General features: G+C 67.7%; 22 protein-coding genes. 2 read left to right on the plus strand and 20 right to left on the minus strand.

Annotated features, from left to right (window positions below):
• Positions 1-815 precede the first annotated feature (815 nt).
• Positions 816-2,756, minus strand: coding sequence for a DUF742 domain-containing protein (locus tag ACFYYT_RS35275; protein ID WP_351824169.1), 1,941 nt, complete (start codon positions 2,754-2,756; stop codon positions 816-818).
• Between the two features lie 261 nt (positions 2,757-3,017).
• On the opposite strand from ACFYYT_RS35275, the gene ACFYYT_RS35280 reads away from it, so the two are divergent.
• Complete coding sequence (locus ACFYYT_RS35280) at positions 3,018-3,179, plus strand: hypothetical protein (RefSeq protein WP_351824172.1); 162 nt, start codon at positions 3,018-3,020, stop codon at positions 3,177-3,179.
• 135 nt (positions 3,180-3,314) lie between these two features.
• Positions 3,315-3,866 (plus strand): hypothetical protein, encoded by a 552-nt coding sequence (locus ACFYYT_RS35285; protein WP_351824175.1) that lies wholly within the window; start codon positions 3,315-3,317, stop codon positions 3,864-3,866.
• A 309-nt stretch (positions 3,867-4,175) separates the two neighbouring features.
• On the opposite strand, the gene ACFYYT_RS35290 is transcribed toward ACFYYT_RS35285, so the two are convergent.
• The 19 genes from ACFYYT_RS35290 to ACFYYT_RS35380 all read right to left on the minus strand — a co-directional run bounded on the left by ACFYYT_RS35290 (position 4,176) and on the right by ACFYYT_RS35380 (position 20,958).
• Positions 4,176-5,042 (minus strand): hypothetical protein, encoded by an 867-nt coding sequence (locus ACFYYT_RS35290; RefSeq protein ID WP_351824178.1) that lies wholly within the window; start codon positions 5,040-5,042, stop codon positions 4,176-4,178.
• Positions 5,043-5,414: 372 nt separating this feature from the next.
• Entirely contained in the window at positions 5,415-5,996 is a 582-nt protein-coding gene (tpg, locus tag ACFYYT_RS35295) for a telomere-protecting terminal protein Tpg (RefSeq protein ID WP_351824181.1), read from the minus strand.
• A gap of 8 nt (positions 5,997-6,004) precedes the next feature.
• A complete protein-coding gene (tap, locus tag ACFYYT_RS35300) occupies positions 6,005-11,008 on the minus strand; it encodes a telomere-associated protein Tap (protein ID WP_351824184.1) in 5,004 nt (1,667 codons plus the stop codon).
• 253 nt (positions 11,009-11,261) lie between these two features.
• Positions 11,262-11,552, minus strand: coding sequence for a hypothetical protein (locus ACFYYT_RS35305; protein ID WP_351824187.1), 291 nt, complete (start codon positions 11,550-11,552; stop codon positions 11,262-11,264).
• Positions 11,553-11,798: 246 nt separating this feature from the next.
• On the minus strand, positions 11,799-12,947 hold the full coding sequence (gene dnaN / locus ACFYYT_RS35310; RefSeq protein WP_351824190.1) for a DNA polymerase III subunit beta: 1,149 nt from the start codon (positions 12,945-12,947) through the stop codon (positions 11,799-11,801).
• Complete coding sequence (locus ACFYYT_RS35315) at positions 12,944-13,294, minus strand: hypothetical protein (RefSeq protein ID WP_351824193.1); 351 nt, start codon at positions 13,292-13,294, stop codon at positions 12,944-12,946. Before ACFYYT_RS35315 ends, dnaN begins: the two co-directional genes overlap by 4 nt.
• Complete coding sequence (locus tag ACFYYT_RS35320; RefSeq protein ID WP_351824195.1) at positions 13,291-13,530, minus strand: hypothetical protein; 240 nt, start codon at positions 13,528-13,530, stop codon at positions 13,291-13,293. The genes ACFYYT_RS35315 and ACFYYT_RS35320 overlap by 4 nt, the downstream gene beginning before the upstream one ends.
• A 90-nt stretch (positions 13,531-13,620) precedes the next feature.
• Positions 13,621-13,914, minus strand: a complete 294-nt coding sequence (locus ACFYYT_RS35325) for a hypothetical protein (protein WP_351824198.1) — start codon at positions 13,912-13,914, stop codon at positions 13,621-13,623.
• A gap of 107 nt (positions 13,915-14,021) precedes the next feature.
• Complete coding sequence (locus ACFYYT_RS35330) at positions 14,022-14,774, minus strand: hypothetical protein (protein ID WP_351824201.1); 753 nt, start codon at positions 14,772-14,774, stop codon at positions 14,022-14,024.
• A gap of 57 nt (positions 14,775-14,831) precedes the next feature.
• Positions 14,832-15,476: a hypothetical protein gene (locus ACFYYT_RS35335; protein WP_351824204.1), complete on the minus strand. Its 645-nt coding sequence runs from the start codon at positions 15,474-15,476 to the stop codon at positions 14,832-14,834.
• 90 nt (positions 15,477-15,566) lie between these two features.
• Positions 15,567-15,782 (minus strand): hypothetical protein, encoded by a 216-nt coding sequence (locus ACFYYT_RS35340; RefSeq protein ID WP_351824207.1) that lies wholly within the window; start codon positions 15,780-15,782, stop codon positions 15,567-15,569.
• 27 nt (positions 15,783-15,809) lie between these two features.
• Positions 15,810-16,235 (minus strand): hypothetical protein, encoded by a 426-nt coding sequence (locus ACFYYT_RS35345; RefSeq protein WP_351824210.1) that lies wholly within the window; start codon positions 16,233-16,235, stop codon positions 15,810-15,812.
• A 71-nt stretch (positions 16,236-16,306) separates the two neighbouring features.
• Complete coding sequence (locus ACFYYT_RS35350) at positions 16,307-16,813, minus strand: hypothetical protein (protein WP_351824213.1); 507 nt, start codon at positions 16,811-16,813, stop codon at positions 16,307-16,309.
• A gap of 45 nt (positions 16,814-16,858) precedes the next feature.
• Complete coding sequence (locus ACFYYT_RS35355; protein ID WP_351824216.1) at positions 16,859-17,563, minus strand: hypothetical protein; 705 nt, start codon at positions 17,561-17,563, stop codon at positions 16,859-16,861.
• A gap of 75 nt (positions 17,564-17,638) precedes the next feature.
• Entirely contained in the window at positions 17,639-17,830 is a 192-nt protein-coding gene (locus ACFYYT_RS35360) for a hypothetical protein (protein ID WP_351824219.1), read from the minus strand.
• A gap of 53 nt (positions 17,831-17,883) precedes the next feature.
• Positions 17,884-18,138 (minus strand): hypothetical protein, encoded by a 255-nt coding sequence (locus ACFYYT_RS35365; RefSeq protein WP_351824222.1) that lies wholly within the window; start codon positions 18,136-18,138, stop codon positions 17,884-17,886.
• A gap of 105 nt (positions 18,139-18,243) precedes the next feature.
• Entirely contained in the window at positions 18,244-18,435 is a 192-nt protein-coding gene (locus ACFYYT_RS35370; RefSeq protein ID WP_136216825.1) for a hypothetical protein, read from the minus strand.
• Between the two features lie 124 nt (positions 18,436-18,559).
• On the minus strand, positions 18,560-20,617 hold the full coding sequence (locus ACFYYT_RS35375; protein WP_351824228.1) for an FtsK/SpoIIIE domain-containing protein: 2,058 nt from the start codon (positions 20,615-20,617) through the stop codon (positions 18,560-18,562).
• Positions 20,618-20,619: 2 nt separating this feature from the next.
• A complete protein-coding gene (locus ACFYYT_RS35380) occupies positions 20,620-20,958 on the minus strand; it encodes a hypothetical protein (RefSeq protein ID WP_351824231.1) in 339 nt (112 codons plus the stop codon).
• Positions 20,959-21,104 lie beyond the last annotated feature (146 nt).

The following is a 21,104-nucleotide window of genomic DNA, read 5'->3' on the forward strand; positions in this document are numbered from 1 at the left end:
CCCGCGGAGCGGGAGGGGTGACGCTCCGCGTCATCCCAGGGAAGGCGGCCCGCTCCGCGGCCCGCATACCCAAGCTAGGTTGCAAACTAGAAAGGGGCTGGTCAGATAAGGTTCAGACAGACGCAGCGACGCGGGGAGAAGGTGGCCTAACTTTACCAGAATTCCAGTTTTCCCGAATTTGGATTCAACTTTTTAATCCCGCTTCGCGGAATTAAACCAGGTGGCCGATGTTTATGCGGCGCCTTTCCTGTAGCTCTGATCTCTCCGCGATCAGAGCTAACAAGGCGATTCTTGAAATGATTTGAATTTGCGTCAGATGGGCATCTAGATTTCTTCTATCTTACCCATCAGCAAGCTTTCGAATATCCCAGTAGCGCCCTTTCGTTGACCTTCTCGTAAAGGAACTCCGCTGGATCTAGGCTAGGTTGAGAACTGGCTCCCAGCGTCGCCATCCCTGCCAGGATGTCCGCTATCTTCCTTGCCGGCGCCCGCGGCGCGGAGCCGAGAAGCCGTCACACAGGATCTGACATGGAGAGACTCTCCGAACCCCCCACCCGGTTTCCCGCTTGACAGCCACCGCACCGCTTCTGCGGGGTGAGGCTGCTGGCGTGACAAGGCGCGCGACACCGCGTGCGCTTCAGCGTGCGTCCCGTTCCAAGCATCGGGAGGCGCCCTCAAACGGGGCTGGGCAAGCCCTGCGGGGGGCTGGGTAAGCCAGCTTGCCCAGCCCCCTCGTGACTTCGATGGGGGAACTTGCTGGTTAAGCGGGGGGCAAGCATGTCAGAGGCTTGAGGTCGCTCTCCGATCAGCTCAGACTAATCACCCGTTGCGACCTGTACGAGGATTCCTGACTTTACCAAATCTCCTACAAAAATTATGACGACGCCGAGTGGAAGCCTCAGTTTTTGCGATATCTCCTCGACCGTAGTCGGCCGCTCGCACAGACTGCTGATTCTTTGTTGCTCAGGAAGGAGGCGTTTCAGCAGCGCCTTATCTGCTACTGAAAGGACCACCCTGTTGATTGGTAGAGAAACCGACTTAGACTCGCTCATCACATGAGGGCGAACTTTCGGAACAACTTCCATCACTGCTTCATCTTCAGAAATATCATGAAGATCAACTGGAGTTGGATAAGATCGGAAATCGAAATTATCCTGGGAATCGTCGTCGTCGTCACCGATGTCACCCAGGAAATCGGGATCTAGGTGCCCCAATCCGCTGGCTGTTCGAAGATCTTGGGCTCTCTCGGTGTATGCAGAACTCATCATCCTGGCAGCACTGCGTCGATTAGCTTCTTCGAGGGCGTGGATCAGGGACGGAAGATCCTGAAGATCGCGATCTCGGCGAGCCGCATTAAGAACCCAACTCTCGTCTTGCGCAGTCACCAGATTCAGGACTTCGACAACAGCCTTCCCTGATCTCACGCGGCCTACTGCGGCCAAAACCTGGTAGGCCTCAGCATCATGTTGTCCCTCACGCAGGAGGGACACTACTTCCACTACTTCACGGGCAAGTCTTCTTTGACCGACTCCGGTCAGTAGTTGGTAGGCATCTGTGGGGCGCTCGCCTGCACGGAGGGCATCGATAAGTGTGGGAATGTCGTCAGACGGCCGGCGCGCTCCAGCATGCATCAGAAAGCCATCCGCGAGGTCGTCGTACCCGGCGAAGCGGAGGAGAGACACCGTCTCCAGCACTTCGCCGCAGGACTGAGAGATCGGGGCTTCTTTCAGCCCTTCGGGCATGTCGTCAGCGGTCACTTGCAGCACCTGGACGCCCTTGAGCACAGCCTCCGGGGACATCCGTAAGTTGTCCGGCTCTTCCAGGAGCGAACCGAGCAGATGGTTGTCCAGTCCTTCCTCACTGGCCACGACGTTGTCCGGCGGGTTGTCCAGATGCAGTTCGCCGGCGAGACGGTCAAGTCGTCCAGCCCCGTCATCCAGGTGACGAGCAGCTTTCGCGAGCGCCTGGTCGATGTCGCCGGCGTCGGTGTCCAGCGGCTCGTGAAGCGTCAAGGGGGCGGAGACAGGACTCGTCTCAGCGCTGAAATCCGGAACCTGGGCACGGAGACGGTCCAACTCTTCCGTAAGGATGCGAACCTGTTCTGCAGCTTCTTCTGCGAGTCGATCAGCCTTGTGGCGCTCTCCACGTGCACGTTCCAGCTCAGACTCAGCCTTCGTCCGTTGCTGCTCACTCCTGGTCAACCGTGCGCGTACATGGTCCAGCGAGGTCTGGCGAACTGCTGGGGAGGCCCGAAGCCGGTCTCGTTCGCGTGCCAGGGCCGTAATGTCACGTTGCAGCTTGTCCACCATGGTCAGCAGGAGCAGCACCATGTGGTTGGCACTGTTTCGTTCCTTCTCCAGCTCCTGTGCGCGTTCCAGCGCGCGCATCAGCTTGTCAGAGACCTCCAGAGACCTCTTTTGAACCATGACCAGTTCCACGGCGAGCCTGGCGCCATCGCTCTGCTCACCGCGGCTTTGGTTCTCCGATCTGTCACTCCGAACGTCGGTTGTGGCGGCTCGCTCCTGCAAAGAGCGGACTTGACCCAGTAGGTCATCTCGGGCGGCAACGTCGCTTGAGCAGATGTCCGCGATCGCCTCAACGAAATCTGTCTTCAACCCGATCCCGGCGAGCCTGTCGGACACCGTTGAGCGGCCGGGTACCTTGCCACTGGTGAAGTGTTCTGGCTTCAGCGCGGCCAGGACATCGTCGACTCTCATGTCGCTCTGATCGAGCCACTTTCGCAGGAGCTGTGCCACCTCATTGGCTTGCTCCGTCGTACCTCGCAGCGCCCCCCATGGACGTGTCCGGCGCTGCCCTTGCTTCGGCAACTCTTCCCCCCCGACTTGAAAGCGGACAACGAGCCGTTGTTCAGGCTTGTACGGTTCCGCTCCCGGACAACTGGACCCGTCTATAACAGCAGATGAAGTCTGTGGAGGGCGCCCGGTGTTGCAAACGGGCGATCACACGTCCACGGTCGCCTCCTGCGGCAGGCACCCCTCTGTACCGGAGTTTCGCTGATGCTCGATTGGCTCAACCACTCCATCGATCTGATGGCGCACGGCCTTCTCACTGAACTGCCTACACAGCTCGTCACTGCGGCCATTGTGGCTGCTGGCAGTGCCATGCTGCAGGCGTGGCGCCGTCGCCACCCGCACAAAGACGAAGACCGCGAGGTCTGAGTCGCGGCTCGCCTGTCTGCCAGGGATCACTCCCAGCCAACCCGTATGAAGCAGCTGCACTGTGGGGGGGAGGGCTGCGACGATGTCGGGTCGCCGTACTCGGCCCTCAATGTGCCGGGACACGCAGGAGGTCTCATGGTTCCTGACATACACCAGCCCCCCACCTTTGCCGAGTTTCTGGAGTTGCATCTCAATCTGACGCCCGAGTTCGAGGTGGCCGGCCTCAGCGTGGAGCAGGTCGCGAACGTTGCGCTGCTGGCCGTGGCTCACTCTGATGCGTACGCGGCGGCGGCGCATCTGGTGTCGCTCATGGGTGGGCTCCCAGTTCCGTCGGATGACCCGAAGGACTTCTGGTTGCGGCTGTGGCAGGCGTCTGGGAGCGCGATCTTCATGCCTCCGAACATCAGCTCTCAGGTCCTACGGGCTCTGAATGGTGACGGCATCGGGCTGGCGTACCAGCTCCTGAGCGCCTTCGAGGAGATGGACCAGGAGCAGCAGGCCGCGGCAGGACTGGTGATCGGCCAGGCGTTGGAGGAGAACGGCGTCAGCGGATACCGGCAGGTCAAACTCGGGGAGTGGTGGCTTCGCGATGCCGAAGCGACCGCCTGGCGGGTCGTCTACGCCTCACAGAAGAAGAGCTCCGTAGACAGCCAGATCGACTTTCAGGAAGGCTGGCGCCAGCGCTAGCAGATCATGGTTGTGGCCCCCGTGGACGTCTTTCCCCGGGGGCCACAACCCTGTCAGATGTCGAAGTTCATGAAACGGATGGGGCGCAGGGTCTCGGCGATGTGCCGCATTCGGGGGGTGGGGATGGTGCCTAGAGTTCGTGTAGCCGAACTCCGACACTGCCGGACCCTGACCACCCGGACCCGGCCAGCCTGTGCCGCCTTGATCCCCTGGACCCACAGCAGCGAGCGGCCGGCAGACCTCTGTCCGCACCTCGAACGAGGATGACAGCCGCAGGCGCGCAAGCACTCTCACTTGAAGGAGGCCGCCTCAGCCTCCACTGCTCCTGGACAGAGGGTTCTGCTGAACTCCCGGGGGCTGCTGAATTTTAACCGAATCGCCCTTCTTGAGCTGCTCCTCAAGACCCGGCAGCTTCCGTTTAGTCTCTTCCTCCGTCTGTTTCTTTACGTCCTCAACGTACTGCTGGACAACTTTCTCCCCAATCCTGATGCACGAGACAAGCGTCCCTCCAGGGCCAGGTATCGACGCCGCAGCGTCCCACGTCAGGTTGTAAACGTTGCCGGTGGCGATGTCCTTTCCCAGGATCAAACCATTCTTAGCATCTCGAAAAACCGAGTAATCCTCACCCGAAATTTTCAGGACCTTGCCGACTTGTCCCGCAAGACTGCCCGTTGCGCAATTCACTACCTGCTTCTGCACCGGATTCAGCTTCTCGTATCGGCTCAGCAGACCTCCGTCATTCTCTTTGTGACTCTGCTTGTAGGTTTGTTTGACCGTCTCGACGCTCCGGTTCTGGTCGGGTTCGCCAACAGGCACGGACCGCAGCCGAGTCTGGCCAGTGCTGGTGTCGGTCTGGTGGCTGGTGTCGGTCTGGTGGCTGGTGTCGGTCTGGTGGCTGGTGTCGGTCTGGTGGCTGGTGTCGGTCTGGTGGCTGGTGTCCGTCTGCTGGCTGGTGTCCGTCTGCTGGCTGGTGTCCGTCCCCTGGCCGGTGTCCGTCCCCTGGCCGGTGCCGGAGTCACCACCGTCTCCGTCCTCCTGGGGTTTCGTTTGGACCAATGCGTTCGCGGATGTCTGTGAAGCCGCTATGACTGTGGTGACTCCTGCTGATGCAATGAGTGCGGCGCTGAGGCAGGAAACACAGATGATCTGAGGGATTTTTTTCCGGGCCGTAGTCATGAGGTCTCCATGAGCGCGTGAGAAGTTGCGCTGGAAACTATCTACGTTGTCTCTTAGGGCTAAGCTATTGAAGTGGCGACAACTAAGCGCTGTCTGAGTGCGGTTAGCACCCGGGTCCCCTCCTTTCGCAATCTTACCCCTGTCTTCAGATGACCTTGCCAACCCAGTACCGCGACCGTTTTAACGGTGCGTTGCGGACCGGACTCCCCCTTATCGGCAGTCTCTTTAAACAGTCAGAGAAAGGAGTGTTTTTTGTAACTCTGGTAGCGGCGAACTTTGTTGCAAACAGACTCCCGCAGCCGTAATCCGAGCGCCTAGGTATGGAAAAGGGTGAGGCCCCAGATTCGCTCCGGAGCCTCACCCTTCAATGCGTCAGAAATTGAAGTCCATGTAGCGGACTTCTCCGAACTCGATTTCCGTGTACTGGTTGTCTCCTCCGGCTTCCCGGATGTACTCGTTCTGGATGTACTCGCGGACGATGCGCTGGGCTTCTTGTTCGTCGCCGTCTTCGAGTGCCTGCCAGAGGGGCGTGGCGTAGTGGGGCGGGAGGGTTTCGGCGATGTGCCGCGTGCGCGGGTCTGGGGTGTGCGTTCCGGAGTGGCTGTTGGAGTAGCCGAACTCGGCCTTGCCGCTGATCTTCACGGGGGCGGTCTTGGCCTGCTGGGCAAGCTTCTTCTGGACGTTGGGCTTCCAGACCGCCCGTACCTCGTTGGCCAGCTTCTCCTCGATGTGCTTGGGCGGGTTCTTGCGCTTGCCGTTGACGTATCGGCGGAAGGAGTCGGGGTGGATGCCGAGGCGGGCGGCGGCGCGCTGGATCGCGCCAGCCTCGCCGCCCTTCTTCTTCTCGTCGCGCAGCAGGGCCGCGGCACGGCCCTTGGTGGTCTTAGGGATGGCCTGGGCCTCGGTCATCTTGGCGTGGACGGCGCGGCGGAGTCCGTCGAGGAACTTGCCCATGGGGTGTCTCACTCTCCTTCGTCGTTGCGCTCGCCCTCACGGGGGGCGATGTAGCGGGCGGGGTTGACCTTCTCGCTCATCTGGACGTACCAGTTCATGGAGCGGGCGCCTTCGAGCTTGGCCCAGCCAGGGCAGACGCCGAGGCGGAAGGCTCCGGGTACCTGGGTGCCGTCGGCGTTGCGCGGGATGATCTCCAGCGGGGAGGGGCTGTTGGCCGGGTAGATAACGCAGTCGCTGTAGGCGGCGAGCGGGGCCAGGCCGGTGAGCTGCTGGGTCTTGACGATGCGGCGGTGCTGGATGACGCGGGCGGTGGAGATGATGGAGGCCCGGATGTCGGGGCGCCACCAGGGCTTCTCCAGCTCGGGCCAGGGCTGGCCATCGACGTAGTTGCGGTAGCGGGCGGGGCTGCTGTTGAGGCGGCCGACGCCAGACTTCACGGACTGCTTGATGGCCCGGAGAACGAGGCGCTCGGTCTGGTCGCCGTCGCCGTTCTCGTAGCGCTCCATGGCTTCCAGGAAGGCTTCCGGGGTCATGTCCTCGGTGATGCCCAGGCGGGCCATGGTGGTCTTGTAGGCGGCTGCCAGGCGCTCGTTCCAGGGGTCGAGCCAGCCCGCGCCGAGGGGTTCGCGGAGCCAGCCTTCGAGGGGCTGGGGGTTGAGGCCGAGCTTGCGGGCGTAGTCGACTGTCTGGGTGGTGTACCAGCCTGGGCCGGTGGGCCGCTCGCCGTTGGCCGTGAAGGGGTTGGGCAGGCGGGGATCGAGGTCAGCGTCGGAGAAGTCGACTCGCCAGGCTCCGGGGGTCTTCGGGTCGAAGGCGGGGCGCTGGTGGTGGACGGGGTCGCTGTCGCCGACCAGGAGCCGGGAGGCGCCGGAGAGGAAGCTGGTGTTGGTGTCGATGCCGACGACGTGAGTGCGGGAGCGCTCCTCCTTCTCGGGCGCGCGGTGCCAGGACCAGGCTTCCTCGCGCATGACCTGGTCGTCGGGGCGGTTGTTGCCGTAGAGCGCATGGACGACGGGGTGTTCGGCACGGGTCTCGCAGGGCGCCGGCTGGCGGGGCTGGGTGAGGGAGCCTTCGACGGGGCCGGAGACGTAGGTCTCGGTGACCTCTCCGGTCTGCTCGTCGGTGATCTCGACTCGCACTGGGCGGGTGGGAGGGCGCAGCTGGAGCATGAGTTCCAGGCCGGATGTGGCCACGGTGCCTCGGGGGGCGATGACGCGCTGGGCGTAGATGCCGAGGGTGCGGGCGATCTCGGGGGCGGGCATGTCGTCGGGCAGGGACCACTGGGATTCCTTGCCGAGGGCGCCCCAAGGAGCGATGCCGAGCTGTACGCACATGCGGCGGCCGCCGTTGATGGGCTTGTAGATCCTGGGCCAGGGGCCGAAGCCTCGGCGGGTGAGGGACCAGCCAGCCTTCTCGATGGCCTTGATGACGCGGTGTCCGTCTTCGAGGCGCTGGCCGCGTTCGTCTTCGAGCTCGGGGGGCAAGCCGAACTTCTTGGTGGCCGCGGCGGTGAGGATGACGAGCGGATCGGCGTCGGTTCCCCAGCGGTGCAGGCGGGCCTGGCCGAGTCCGGCGTCGAGGGCCCATTTCACCAGGGTCGGGATGGAGCGGGCGGGACAGTCGAGGGTGCGGCCGTCGACCAGGTGGGCGACGAGCTGGCCGTCCTCGGTGGTATCGAGCACGGCGAGCGGGCCGTTGGGGTAGATCTTGGTGGTGGCCGGGGTTTCCAGCTGGGCACGGGACTTGTGCGGGGGCGCCGAGATGACGCTGGGACGCGGGGAGGGGGTCTCGGCGGGCGCGGTGGCCTGGGCCGGGATCGAGGGCGTCACGGGGGCCGAGGGTGCGGCGGGCTGCTGGGCGAGGTGGGGGAATGCCTGGGCGTTGAGGTGCTGCATGTTGGGGTCGAGGTAGCCGACGTCGCAGCGCATGACGCCGGGGATCTCCATGTGCGCCCAGGCGCCGTTGCTCTGGTGGGTGGTGTGGTGTCCGCAGCGCACGCAGGTGCCGCCGGGGACGTCGTCCATCTGAACGGCCATGCGGGTCTCCTCCTCGTCTGCAGGCGGAGTGCTGGCCGGAGCGGGGCCGGGCTGGGGAGCAGCGTCGGCTTTGGGCTCGTCGGTGAGGGTGTCCTGGACAGGGCTGTCGCCGTGGGGCGCGCCGTTGTCGTCTCCGGGGCCCTCGCCGCCTCCTCCCTCCGTACCGGGGGTGGGGTCGTCGTCGGTGTCGTCTCCGGTGGGGAGGACGAAGGTGTAGGTGTCGACGGTCGTACGACCGGTTCGGATCTTGTTGCGGAGCTGATTGTTCGTGATGAGGCGGCCGTCGTCTCGGAGGTCGCGCAGGCCCAGGAGGGAGTCTTCGATGTTCGCGTCGGCGGCGATGGCCTTGATGCCGTTGGAGAACACTGCGACATGCTGAGGGGCGAGGTAGAAGCCTTCGAGTTCGCGCGAGGCGAGCTGCGGGGCGTTCTCGCCGCCCTGGATGTACGCCTTGTAGAGCGCGAAGTCGGGGAAGGCGCCCGGCCGGGAGGAGACGGCCTGGACGACGGCGGCCAGGAGGCGGTCGGCCGGGTTGCCGCCGCGCTCCTCCAGCTCCATGGTCAGCGTGCCAAGGCGCTCCCGGGCCGCGCGGAGGGCGGCGTCGCGCAGGCCGGTGACGTCCAGCATCTCTTCCAGGCGTTCGGCGCCGGCAATCGCGAGGGCCAGGTGCTCGCCGAGGGTGGAGGCTACGCCGTCGACGCCGCTGCCCAGCTCGTCTTCCGCCTTGGCGACGGCGTCGCGGAAGTCGTTCAGGCGCAGGTCGGCCAGGAGCCAGCGCAGCGGCCAGCCGTAGGCGCGGTAGCTGAGCTGCTTGACGCGCTTGGCGGTCTGGCCGTCCTTGACGATGGGGGTGGGGATTTCCACGACGCGGGCGGCGATGCCTTCGTTGGTGATGCGGCCAGTGACCGAGACGTTGCCGGTGGCGAAGAGGACTGATTCCCATCCGGCGGTGGTGCGGGAGCCGCCGCCGCGCAGGCCGATGGTGCGCTTGGCGCCGTCGGTGGTGGTGAAGATGGTCTGTTCCAGCTTGGGGCCGCTGAGGCCGGAGGCTCCCAGCTCGTCGCGGAAGGCGGTGACGATGCCGAGGGCGCCCAGGCTTTCCATCAGGCCGATCGGGCTGACGCTCCAACCGGTGACGACGTACTTGGGGTTGCCGAAGATCGCGGCGCCCGCGTCCATAGCCGTCGTCTTGCCCTGGCGGGCTCCGCCGACCGCCAGAATCCAGAAGCCCTGGCGCTCCAGCGGGCTGAGGTAGATGCCTCCCAGCGCGGCGCCGAGCATCAGGGCCAGGCGCTCGTTGCCCTCTTGGGCGGCGAGGGTGAGCAGCTTCTGCCAGTTGGTGCGGGCCCGGCCTTCGCTGAGGATCTCGACGAAGTATCCGGGCGGGGCGACGTCGCCGGAGGGCACAACGAGGGTGTCCTCGTTGACCCAGCGCGGGACGGCTTCCTGCTCGGGGGCGTAGGTGACTGCGATCTCGTTGATGGCGGTCTGGACGGCCTTTTGCACCTTGTCGTCCGCACTCAGCGGGACGTTCAGCATCTGCGCCCACTCGCCGGTCTTGATCTGGTCGGGCGTGCACTTGGCGATCTCGGCGCCCTCGTCCAGGGACATCGTCAGGCGCAGGTCGTGGCGGGCGCGGCGGGCGGCGCCGTCGCGGACCACCAGCTGCTCCAGCACGTAGGGCAGGACGGAGGAGAACTCCCAGACCTCGACGCGTTCGCCGGTGCGGGGGTCTCGGACGGTGGTGAGGCGGTAGACGCCGCGGTCGAACTCGTCGCTGCCGTCGCCCAGGGAGTAGCGCCACTGGCCGGTCGACATGGCGAGGGGGTTGGCCGGCTCGATCTCGGCGGGCTTGGGACCGCGCCGCTTGGGGCCGGTCTTCTCCTTCGGCTCCGCCTTCTTGACCGGGCGCTTCTCCGGGGCGGGGGCCGCGGCCGGGGCTGCGGGTTCGGCGAGCGCGCCTTCCAGCGTGAGGGCGTCGACATCCTCGAAGTCGTCCAGGGTGTGACCGGCCTGGAGGTGGTCGGTGGCGTCCGCGCCATCCGTATCGACGGCTGCGCGCACGACGCGGACGGAGGCGGCGACGCCGTCGAGCTCGGCTGCGACCTGGGCGGCGTGGCGGTAGCCGACGAGGTCGTTGTCGGCGACGACCACGACGTGCGCGCCGCGGAGCTGCTCGGTGTGCTGGTTGGACCAGGAACCGGCGCCGTTGGAGTGCGAGGTGCCCACGCCCCCGGCTGCGATGACGGCGTCGGCGTCGCCTTCACCCTCGGTGACGTGGATGGTGCGGCCGTCCTTGATGGCGGCGGCGACCAGGGGGAGGTTGTAGAGGCCGAGCCAGTCGCCGAGCTTGCGGCCCGGGTAGGGGTTCTTGCCGTCCGGGTAGGAGGTGGCGAAGCGGCGGCCCTTCTTCTTGTCCGGGCAGGCCACGTCCGTGCACTTGTGACGGTGGACCCGGGCCAGGATCCCGCCGTCGACGTCGGTGTAGGTGTGGGTCGTCTCGGCGAAGGTGTGGGTGTGCCCGGCCAGCGCCTTCTTGAGGCGGGCCTGGGTGGCCTTGCGAGCCTTGGCCACGTCCTTGCCCGGGGTACGGGCCTGCGCAGGCTCAGTCGCGGCCTCGGGGGCCGTACGGCGACGCGGGAGGGAGGTCGCCCGGGCACCGGTCTTGGCCTGGGCCTCAGGAGACAGCCCGTCGTACAGGTCTGCCCACTTAAGCCCGAGAGCGGCGATGACGTCGGCGCGGTCGCAGCCGCCCTTGCACTCGAAGACGACGCGACCGGCCTTGTCGTGGGTCGGCGGCTTCCAGTCGGCGGAGAGCGAGGGGCTGTTCACGTCGTGCACGGGGCACAGGGCGTCCAGGCCGTCACCGCGGGGGCGCGGGTTGCAGTCGTGTGCCTCAAGCGCGGCGAGGAACCGCTGCAGGCTCACCCGGTCGTGGGAGCCCTGCGCGGAAGTCTGGGTGGTGGGCGAGGTCACTGGTCACCGCCGTCGTAGATCGACACAGACGGAGTGACATTCCGGACATTTGAACTGCTGGTGTAGTGGATGGCCGAAGCCATGGGTACCCTCTCAAATGACGAAGGGCGTTCTCGTCCAACCACAGACGGCTTGCTAGGCCGAGACCCGGGGTTACCAGCCCCGGGGATGTGGATCAGACGGATCGCCTGTTGCAGCGATGAGGGCCCGGACACTTCTTGCCAGGAGAACCGGGCCTTTGTCGTACCTGAGGTCAGGCTGCCGTTATGGCCCCCGATCCGTCGGCCTTCGCGCGGACGATCTCCTCCACGACCTCGCGGAGCGCTTCGCAGGCTCGGATCACGGCGTGCGGGTCCTCGGCGATCGAGCGCGCCAGCTTCTCCGTGAGCATTCCCGCCGAGAACGCCGCCACGAGCCGCTGCCCGTTCTGCGGTGAGATCCCGCGCTTGATACCCGCACCCGGAACACCGGCGATATTCACGATCGTGGAGACCGACGGACGCGAGACGTTCCCTGCCATGCGCGCGATGTCCGTCGAGGTCACGCCCTGCGCTGCCGAACCAGGAGCGCGCCGCGAGGTCACCCCCTCGGCCGGAAACTTCCGAGGAGTGCGCGGAGTTGCTGGCACCGTGATCCTCCAAACGTCCGAACGAAAATCTACTGACGCTGAAGGTACCGGATTTCACCGAAGCTCGGGTCACAACACACCACTCCTTGCAAAACTCGTCACAACTGTTCTCAGCGGGGTGGGCCCGGCCACCGGATGGGGTGACCGGGCCCACAGAGCGGGTCAGTTGGGCGTCGGCGCGTCCGAGTACTGGCGCACGGGCATCAGCAGGTAGCGCAGAGCGCCCCGGTCGGACCCGGGCGTGTGCAGGAGCGCCGGCCGGTCGGGCCGGGTCAGACTCAGCTGCACGGTGCGGGACTTGAGGGCCCTTAGGCCGCCGAGCAGGTACGTCGCACTGAGGGCCAGGCGGATCGGCTCGCCCTTGACGGACCGGGCGTCCAGCTCGTCCCGGGTCCGCGCCTCGTAGCGGGATCCGCCCGCGACGACGACGGGGGCGCCGGGCTGGATGGTGAGGCAGACCGGGACGTAGTCGCCCGCCACGGCGACGGCGCGGCGCACCACTTCGACCAGTGCCATGCGGTCCAGCACCGCGGTGGTCGCGAAGCTCTTCGGGGTGACCTTGCTGAGGTCCGGGTAGTGAGTGGCCTCCAGCGGCGTGTGGGCGACGGTCATGCCGGGCGTCGACACGGAGAACCGCTGTCCCTCGGCCGCGGGCAGGCCGAAGGTCACGGTCTCGGCGTGCCGGAGGTCGGTGGCCGTGGCGCGCAGCGCCTTGCCGGGGACGATGCAGAGCTGGGAGGGGGCCCGGCGGGCGGTCCGCTCGACGGGGATGGACCGGAAGGAGGCGCGGTGCCGGTCGGTGGAGGAGAGCCTCAGTTCGTGGCCGGCCAGTTCGACGCGGATGCCGGTGAGCATGGGCAGCGTGTCGTCGGTGCCGACGGTGACGGCGACCTGGTTGACGGCTGCGGCGAACTCTCGGCCGCTGACCGTGCCAACGGTCATGGGCAGGTCGGGCATCGCCGGGTAGTCGCCGTCCAGGAGCGGGACGGCGATGCTGCTGGCGCCGAAGGTGAAGTTCGCGATGCCAGTGTCGACGGTGATGTCGAGCGGGGCCTTGGCGGGGAGGGTGCGGGCGATGGCAGTGAGCATCCGGCCGGGCAGGACGGCGGTGCCGGCCAGGTGCACGGACGCCGGGACTACGGTGCGCACCCCGATCGTCGTCGGGTCGCCTGAGGCAGTGAGGGTCAGCTGCTGGCCGTCGGCGGTCAGCTGGAGTCCGGCCGCCGTCGGTGCGGTGGGCCTGGCGGGGATGCGGCGGCCGACCAGCCGCAGGGCGTCGGTCAGGGTCTCAGTGGTGAGGGTGAGCTTCATGCGGCGGTGCTCCTTCCAGAGGACTGCAGACGCGGGGAGGCGGTGGGGTGGATGTAGATCGGGCGGGGCCCGTACGTGCCAGGCGCAGGCGGGGCCAGGACGGCCTTGAGCTGGCCCCGGTAGAAGAGCCGGCCGTCGTCTCCGAGCTCGAAGGGGACGGGCTCCGGCTCGCCCTTGGGGCGTGGAACCGGCTCGTACACCGGGATGGTGTCGATCCGTTCGCCGTCGATGAGGAGCCCGCGGTGGTCGCAGCGGATGACGTGGCCGTAGCGGTGGACTTCGAGGGCCTGGCGGTTGGCGGCCTTGTCCTCGCGGTCCCAGCGCCACGGGCGCAGGTAGTCGCTCATGCCGCCACCGCCTCGGGCAGGACGACGACAAACTCGTCGCGGCGGGCGGCGAAGTGGACGTGCGCGCCGTGGCCGGCGGTGGCGGCGAGCTGGTCGGCCTCGGTCAGCGCGCGGGGGTTTCCCGCGGGAAACGTCTCCAGGTTCCGGCAGGGGCGGCCGTCGCAGTCGGCGCACCAGGAGTCGGTGGGCGGGCACGCGGCGATGCCGCTTGCGTCCCGGGCGATCGGTGTGGTCATCTCGGTCTATCCCTTCGGGGTGTGTGCGGGGCGCGTCCGTTGCTTGCTGGCGATGGGGACGCGCCCCGTTCCTGTGTCTGGAGCTGGTGGTCAGAGGGCCTGAGGGCAGTAAGGGCAGTCGCAGTGGTGTCCGGCGAAGGCTGCGCGTTCGCGCTCGTGCTCGGCGGCGGGGTCTGCGGCCAGGCGCGGCCACCGGCCCGAGTGCCGCTCGGCCTGGACGACGGTGCGGACCTGGTCGACGGCGCCGCTGACGACGCCGAGGCGGAAGGCGATAAGGGACGGGTGTTCCTTGAGGTGGCCTCGCACCAGGACGTCAGCGAGGTCCACGACCAGCCCGTGCGCGGCGATCTGCACGGCGTCGAGGGTGTTGTTCACGTCGCTCACCAGTCGCTGCCTTTCGGTCGTATGCCGGGACCGGGGTCCCGGCGGAACGCGAGTCGAACACGAGGAGCCTGTGGACGCGGGAGACGGATTTCGGCTCCCACCGCAGGTCAGCTGTGGATAACTCCGAGGGCGAGGCTGCGGGCCTGCTCGGCTGTGATGTGCGGGAGGTCGAGCTGGCGGCCCTGGACGGCGGCCGGGGTGCGCCAGATCGCGGCGCCTGCGCGGGGGCGCTCCAACAGCGGGTCGACGCCCAGCAGGCGTGCCAGGTCGTGGTCGGCGGGGCCGATCATGAGGGTGGCGGTGGCCGACCGGAGCAGGTCGGCGTCCAGCTGCTGCACCACGGTGGCGGCGTCGATGTCGGTGACCAGGTGGACGCCCGCGGCACGGCCGTTCAGCAGGATCCGCTTGAGGTCGGTCAGCGCCCACAGCAGGCCGTGGTCCTCTTCCTCCTTCGCGTTGTGCCACAGAGCCGGGAGACCGTCGACGGCCAGGACCCTGCCGTCCGTGACCAAGTGGGGGTCCTTGGCAGCGGCGCGGAGGCGGTCCTCGATGTCGCCGACGTACGAGCGGATGACGTCCTCGATCTCCGGCGGCTCGTAGGCGACGTCGAGGCCGGGGACTCCGACGAACTCCTCGTACTCACACGTCCAGCCGTCGATGACGGTGGCGGTGCCTCCGGTGGCGACGGTGTGCGCGACGATCAGGCGGATCAGGGAGGTGGTGCCGTAGCCGGTCCCTGCCGCAATCGTCAGGTGCGGGGTGGTCTCCCAGTCCAGGAAGACTGGGGCGGCGCTGTCCGCGTCGGCGCCGAGCGGCACCAGGTGGGGCCTCATCGGGTCGGGGGGGTAGGCGGTGGTCATGGGTCCTCGTCTCGGTCGGGTCGGAGAGCGGTCATGGTCTGCGGGAAAGCGGACAGGTCAGTCGCCGGCCGATTCAGCGATGGCGGCAGCGCGTTCCAGGAGCTCGAGGACGGCGCCAACGGTGAGCTGGCCGATGTTGTTGGCGACCGCGATGTCGTGGCGGCGGCGTACGTCGGAGGGGTCCAGACCGCAGGCGCGGGCCTGGGCGTCGAGCCGGGCGAGGTACGCGTCGGAGGGGCGGGCGTAGGGGGCCGGGTCGGTCATCGCGGCGCGGATGTGAACGTGGGAGCGCAGCGCGGTGTCGGCTTCGGCGGCGGCGGCCTGGAGTGCGCCGAGGATGCAGTGCCGGCCGCTGGCGTCGGTGAGTTCGCCTCGGCACCATCCGGCGGTGGCGAGGACGGCGGCGGCTCGGCGGATGTGGACGCTGGCCAGGTGGGCGGGGCGCAGGTGTCGGCGGGTGAGCCGCTCCAGCAGCGTGGGGCGGGCGCCCAGCTGGGCGGCGGCGGTCGCGCGCTCGTTGCGCTCGACCTCCGCGAGCCCGGCCGCGACGAGCGCTGCGATGTCGATCCCGGTCCCCCGCCCGGTGACGGCAACCGGCGACGCGGGGAGGGGGCTGGCGGGGGTGATCTGGGCCAGCCATGCCTCGACCTCGTCGGCGAGGAGCCGGGTGCTGGTCTCGATCTCGGCGAGGGAAGCGGTCATGATGGTGATCTCCGGTTCTCTGTTGGGGTGCCGGGGGCCCGGGACGGTCGACGCACTTTTGCCGGTGGTGACGGCCGTCCCGGGGCGTAGCTAGCGGCGGGTGACGTCCCAGACCTGGAGCGGTCGGGCGGGGTCGTCGAGGACCAAGTCCGCGTCGCGGCGGTGCCGGACGGCGGCTAGGTCCCCGGCCTCGGCCAGGGCGAGTTCGCGGGCCTCGCGGCTGACCGTCGCGGTGACGACCAGGTACTGCCAGCCCCGGGCGCCGGTGACCTTGTCCCGGGTGGGGATGTCGACGCGGTACTTCATGGCGGGCCTCCTCTTTCGTTCTCGGTGTCAGGCCGCGATCGGCTCGTCGTCGGCCCAGTCCTCGTCGTCCTCCAGCTCCTCGCCGTCCCCGTCGCCCGCGGTGGCCGGGAGGGTGCCGTGCGCGGCGCGGGCCAGGAGGATCAGCAGGTCGTCCGCCATCTCGGCGGCGTCGCCCAGGAGCTCGGCCAGCTCGCTCTGCTCGGCGGCCTGCGCGGCGGCGGTCATCGACTCCAGGAGCGCGGTGATGTCGGCGACCCAGCCGCGGGTGGCCAGCAGCTGCGGCTGGTGGTCGGCCGACTCGCGCAGCCGGCGGATCGCCGTGAGCGCGAGGGTCTGCGGGTCGGCGAACGCGGTGTCGGTCTGGGCGTCGAGGGCGGCGATCAGGGCGCCCTGGTCGGTGAAGACCGTCGCGGTGACGTTGGCGGTGGCGGTGGTCAGCTGGTGGATGCTCATGTCGGTTCTCCTCCGGGTGATCGGGACTTGGGCGGTGCGGTGGCGGGCGGGCCCGCCGGGAACATGCCGGGTCAGTTCAGGGAGGTGCTGCGGCAGGATCCGTCGTCGTCGCAGTCGGGCCGACCCTCGATGTCTCCGGCGAGGAGCGCGGCCCCGGAGAGGGCGGCGAGCGTGCCGACCAAGTCCTCCTGCGTGGTGACCTCGAAGGACTGGTAGCCCTTGCCGCAGGCGCACGGGGCCAGCAGCGTCGCCTCCGAGTCACCGCTAAACCCGGGCTCGGTCGGCCACCAGGTGTGGTGGAGCCACACCCCATGACCGAGATGGACGACCGCGGCGGCCGGGACGTAGTAGACGCCCAGGCGGAGCGAGGGGAACGCCGTCCACGCGTCCGGGTTGGACAGAGCGGCGGCCAGCGACTGCGGGAGGTCGGTGACCCAGCGGCCGACGGCCTCCATCGCCCCGGCCCGCTCGTTCAGGTCGGCGATGCGGCGGACGGCCTCGGGGCTGTGGAACTCGGCGTACGCGGTGAGCAGCTGCTCCAGCGCGCTCTGCTCGGCCGGCTGCGTCGGGGTGTTCACGGGGTTCTCCTTCGTTCAGGCATGGACGCGGGGAAGGGGCTGGGGTCAGAAGCCGCGGAGGCGAAAGGCGCGCAGGGCCGGGACGGACAGCACCGCGAAGGCGATGACGGTGATGCCGAGGGCGACCTCGCGGCCGTCGGCGGAGGCGCCGTGCCAGACCATCCAGGCGGTGGCCGCGCCCGTGGCGCCCCAGGCGAGGCGGGCGCCGAACGCCTTGGTGACGAAGGACAGAAGACCGGTACCGCCGACCGTGAGGATCCAGGCGCCGTACGCGGTCGGCGCGGTGACGGCGAGGCCCGCGGTGTGGCTCTGCAGGTACGTCCAGACCGGGCTGGTGATGGAGGCCAACAGGCCCGTCCGACCGCCCGAACCGGCGGGCACCTGGACCCCCGCAACCGCGTTCACGCCGTCGACGGCGGACTCGGCAATCAGGGCCAGGCTCATCACGGCCACGGCCGCCACGGCCAGCAGGACGGTCGCGCCGACCGTGGCCTTGATCCACGTCGTCGTCTCGCCCCAGCCGTCGCGCAACGCGTTGCGCAGGTCGTCCGCGCGCTCCTCCAGCCACTCCCCGACGACCGGGCGGGCAACGCCGTACCAGCGGCGCAGGGCCGTTCGCAGGCTCTGGGCGAACGAGCCGGTGGCGATGCCCGGCTCGGCCGGGGCGACCTCGGCGGTGGTCTTGAGGAAGAGGAACGGCGCCGGGATCTCGTTCTGGCGGCCGGTGGAGTCGGTGTGGTCGGTGCTCATCTGGGTTTCGCTCCCGTGGGTGGGTCGGAGATGGAGGTGGTGCGTTATCGGGGTGGGGGTGTGCCGGGCCGGGGGCTACTTCTTCGCCTTCTTGGCCTTCTCCTTAGCGAGGGCGGCCTCGCGCTCCTCGGCGCCCGCGATGATCCGGTCGATCTTTCGCTTCTGGCGGCCGCTGAGGTTGCCGCCGCGGAGCGCGGCGACCAGGACGGTCCCGGCGATCCGGGCGGCCTCGGTGTGGTTGATCGCGTCCTTGTCGGTGATGCGCATCTCGGGCTCCTTCGCGGTGGGTTGGACGACCAGCGGGTTGCCGGGCGCCGGGGTCAGCGGGTGCAGGCGGGGAAGGTCCGGCCGGAGTCGCACAGCCGGACCGCGGCCGGGTGCTCGGTGATCTCGTGGACCTGGCCGTCGGCGGTGCGGACGGTGAGCCGGCCGCCGTCGCGGGTCATGACCTGGCCGAGGGGCTTGGGGCCGTCGAGCTGGTCGGGGTCCAGGACCGTGATGGCGAAGACCGGGATGCCGATCAGGGCGATGAACGCGGTCCGGGCCGGGCGCGGGAGGGAGGTGAAGTTCAACATCGGTGGCGCTCCTTTCTCATGCGGTCGAGACGGGGCTGCGGTCCGGTCGTGGACGCCGGAGCCCGGTGCGGAACTACGCGCCGGGAACCAGCGACGGCGGCCGGTTCAGACCTTGAGAGTTCCGAGCCAGTTGAAGAACGCGGCGAGCCATTCGCCGATCTGCGGCCCTATCGAGGAATCCCGGATGTAGAAGCCGAGGATTCCGGCGATGATCACGTGCCAGACCTTCATGGAGCCCATCTTGATGAGGGCTGCGCAGGCTGCGATGAGGAGAAGGATGATGGAAATGCTGGCCATTTGAATTCACCGTTTCTCGGGGGATTTTGAGACAGGGGTATCCAAGGAGCGTTAAGCAAAGGGGGTTTGATATCGGCGGTGGCGGCCCGGCCCGGTGATATCCGGGCCGCCACACGCTATTCGGCTACTTGCTGGCGACTTCCTTGACGCCCGTGCGGGGGAGGTTTGCCTGCCACCGCTTGAGGTCCTTGGGCCACCAGGCGGGGTAATTCCCGACCTGGAAAGTGCCCGGGATGTCGTCGCCCTCGCGCTTCTTGTAGCGGCTGCGGGCCTTGACGAAGGCGTCCTTCTCCATCTCCAGGAAGGCGGCGGCCGCGTCGTTGCCGACGATCGGCTCCGGCTCCTCCCGGGGCTGGACAAGGGGGATCACGACCCCGTCCGAACCGCCATGGACATCACTCTCAGTGCTGGAGCTGTTTGCACCGTTACTGTCGGTTTTGTCCATGGACAGTCCATGGACACTTCCCAGGTGATCGCTAGGAGTGGACACTCCTGCCCCCACCATGGACACAGGCTCCGGAAGAGCCTCCGCCTCACGCTGAGCGATCGGCACGTAGGCCGGCGGAGCAACCGGGCTGCGGCCGTTGAGCGCGTACGCCCTGGCCTCGTCCTCGTCGACGAACACCAGCTGGCAGACCCGCTCGGACCCGCCGATGACCACGATCGCCCGCCCGTTGTGGCGCGAGCTCTTCGGCCTCGGCGTCGTCGCGACCAGAGAATTCCACGCCTGCGGGGAGAAACGGGCGAGAATCTTTGCGCCGTACTGGTCACGCAGTTCCGTACCGCCTGCGGCACGGGCGGTAAGACGCTGGTAGACGGAGATAATGTTCATGTTCGCCTGACGGCCCTTGAAAAGGCTCTTGGCGAGCTGGCTGAACACCGGCGGACGCGCAGGGTCCTTCTTCTCCTTGACGTCCATCCAGGTCTGGTAGGACTCCTCCGCAAAGTCGTTCTGCTCCTCCATGACGAGGAACCAGCGGGGGAAAGTCACGGACTTGTCGGCCTTCTTGATCTGGTAGCGGCGCTCCATTTCCAGCGCGAATCCCGCGATGGCCGCCCACTGCTCCGCAATTTCGGTGTAGATCTCGACCTCGGGAATTCCGTCGAGGCAGTCCAGGGAAATCAGCTTCGGGTCGATGATGATGAATTTCTCGGCCCCCTTGCGGATCTGCTGAACGATGATGTTCCGCAGAGTGGACGACTTGCCGCCACCCGTACCGACCGACAGACCCACGTGCGGGGTCTCGTCCTCGAAGTCCAGAACGATCTTCTCGTTGCGGGTGCCCAGGCCCAGCAGGACCTGCGAGTCATTCAGCCCGTCGATGATGTCCTGGACCTCGCTGAACAGGACCTTGGCCGGCGGGCGCGGCGGGTGCTTGAACGTCACCACGAAGTTCTGGTGGTCCCAGGACGCGTCCCACTCCCCCGGAATCCTGCGGCTGACCAGGTTCTTCAGCCGTGCCTGCTCTCCATCGCCCAGCTCGGCCTCCGGCGGAATCTTGACCGACAGAGCCGCGTCGGCCTCAGCCGCGGCCCGGCGCTCCAGCCACCAGGCCACCAGCTTCAGCGCCCGGAACCAGTCGAGCCAGGCAACGGGCCTGCGGAGCAGCTTCACCCAGGCCAGGGAGAGCCGGGCCACCGTCGCTGACGCGTCGATGCGCTCCACCAGCGAGGCCGGCAGCCGGTCCCGGAGCGTGCGGCGAACGAGATCCTCCCCGCCCATCAGGTGCTGCGGGATCGACACCCAGTCCTTGTACGTCGCGCCGTCCGGGATGTCGTTCAGGATCTTGCGGGCCGCCGCGAAGAACGGCTTCACGACCATCTCGCGGTGGCGCCGAGCGAGCCGACCGCGCCTCCACAGCCACACCGCCATCACGAGGATGACCGCCACCGCAAGGGTGAACAGGCCCTGGTAGTTGGCCCACAGCCACCAGATGCCACCCACCGCAGCCGCCAGGACGGCCAGGAGGAGCACCTTGGCCCAACGCGGGACCAGGCTCAGCCAGTGCCGCTTGTGGCCCTTCGCCCAGGCTCCGGGCATCCAGGCCGGGGCGTCCGCTGCCTGCATCGGCATCTGCTGGTGCGCTATGGCCTTCGCCAGGCGCCGCTCGCTCCGGCCGGCCCCACCCTTCACGAGGGCCACGAGCACCAGGGCGCCGACGAGGAGGATCCAGACCGGCATCCTCACTCACCCGCCGCAACGTCGTCACGGAGGCTGATCTCGGCGGCGGAGCCGGTCAGGAGCAGCCCCATCAGCGTCTGCTGCACCTGCTCCGGCTGCTCCACGAACACCTTCAGGTCGAACACGACCTGCACGGAGCCCTGCACGCCCTGCTCACGGCCCTGCATTTGCGCCAGAACCTGGGCGAGCGCGCTGCTCTTCCCGCCGTTCGTCACCCCGCCGGGCAGGGCGTGACCCTGCTCGAAGGGGCTGCTCTCACTGCTCTTGCTGTTCTCGTCGTTCCGGCCGGTACTGCCGCTCTGGTCCTGGCCCTGCCGGGCCGCTGCGACAATGTCGTCCACGGTCATCTCCATCCATCTGGTGGGCCGTACCGGTCGGCGGGGATTGCTGCCAGGCGTCACGCCCGCCGACCGGATCAACCAACTCACTGCGGTTCTGATCAGGTATTTCGCTGCTCTCGTGCTGTCTTGGGGTCCTGCCGTAGCTC

The organism is Streptomyces sp. NPDC002032, from assembly GCF_042890765.1.
Taxonomy (GTDB): Bacteria; Actinomycetota; Actinomycetes; order Streptomycetales; family Streptomycetaceae; genus Streptomyces.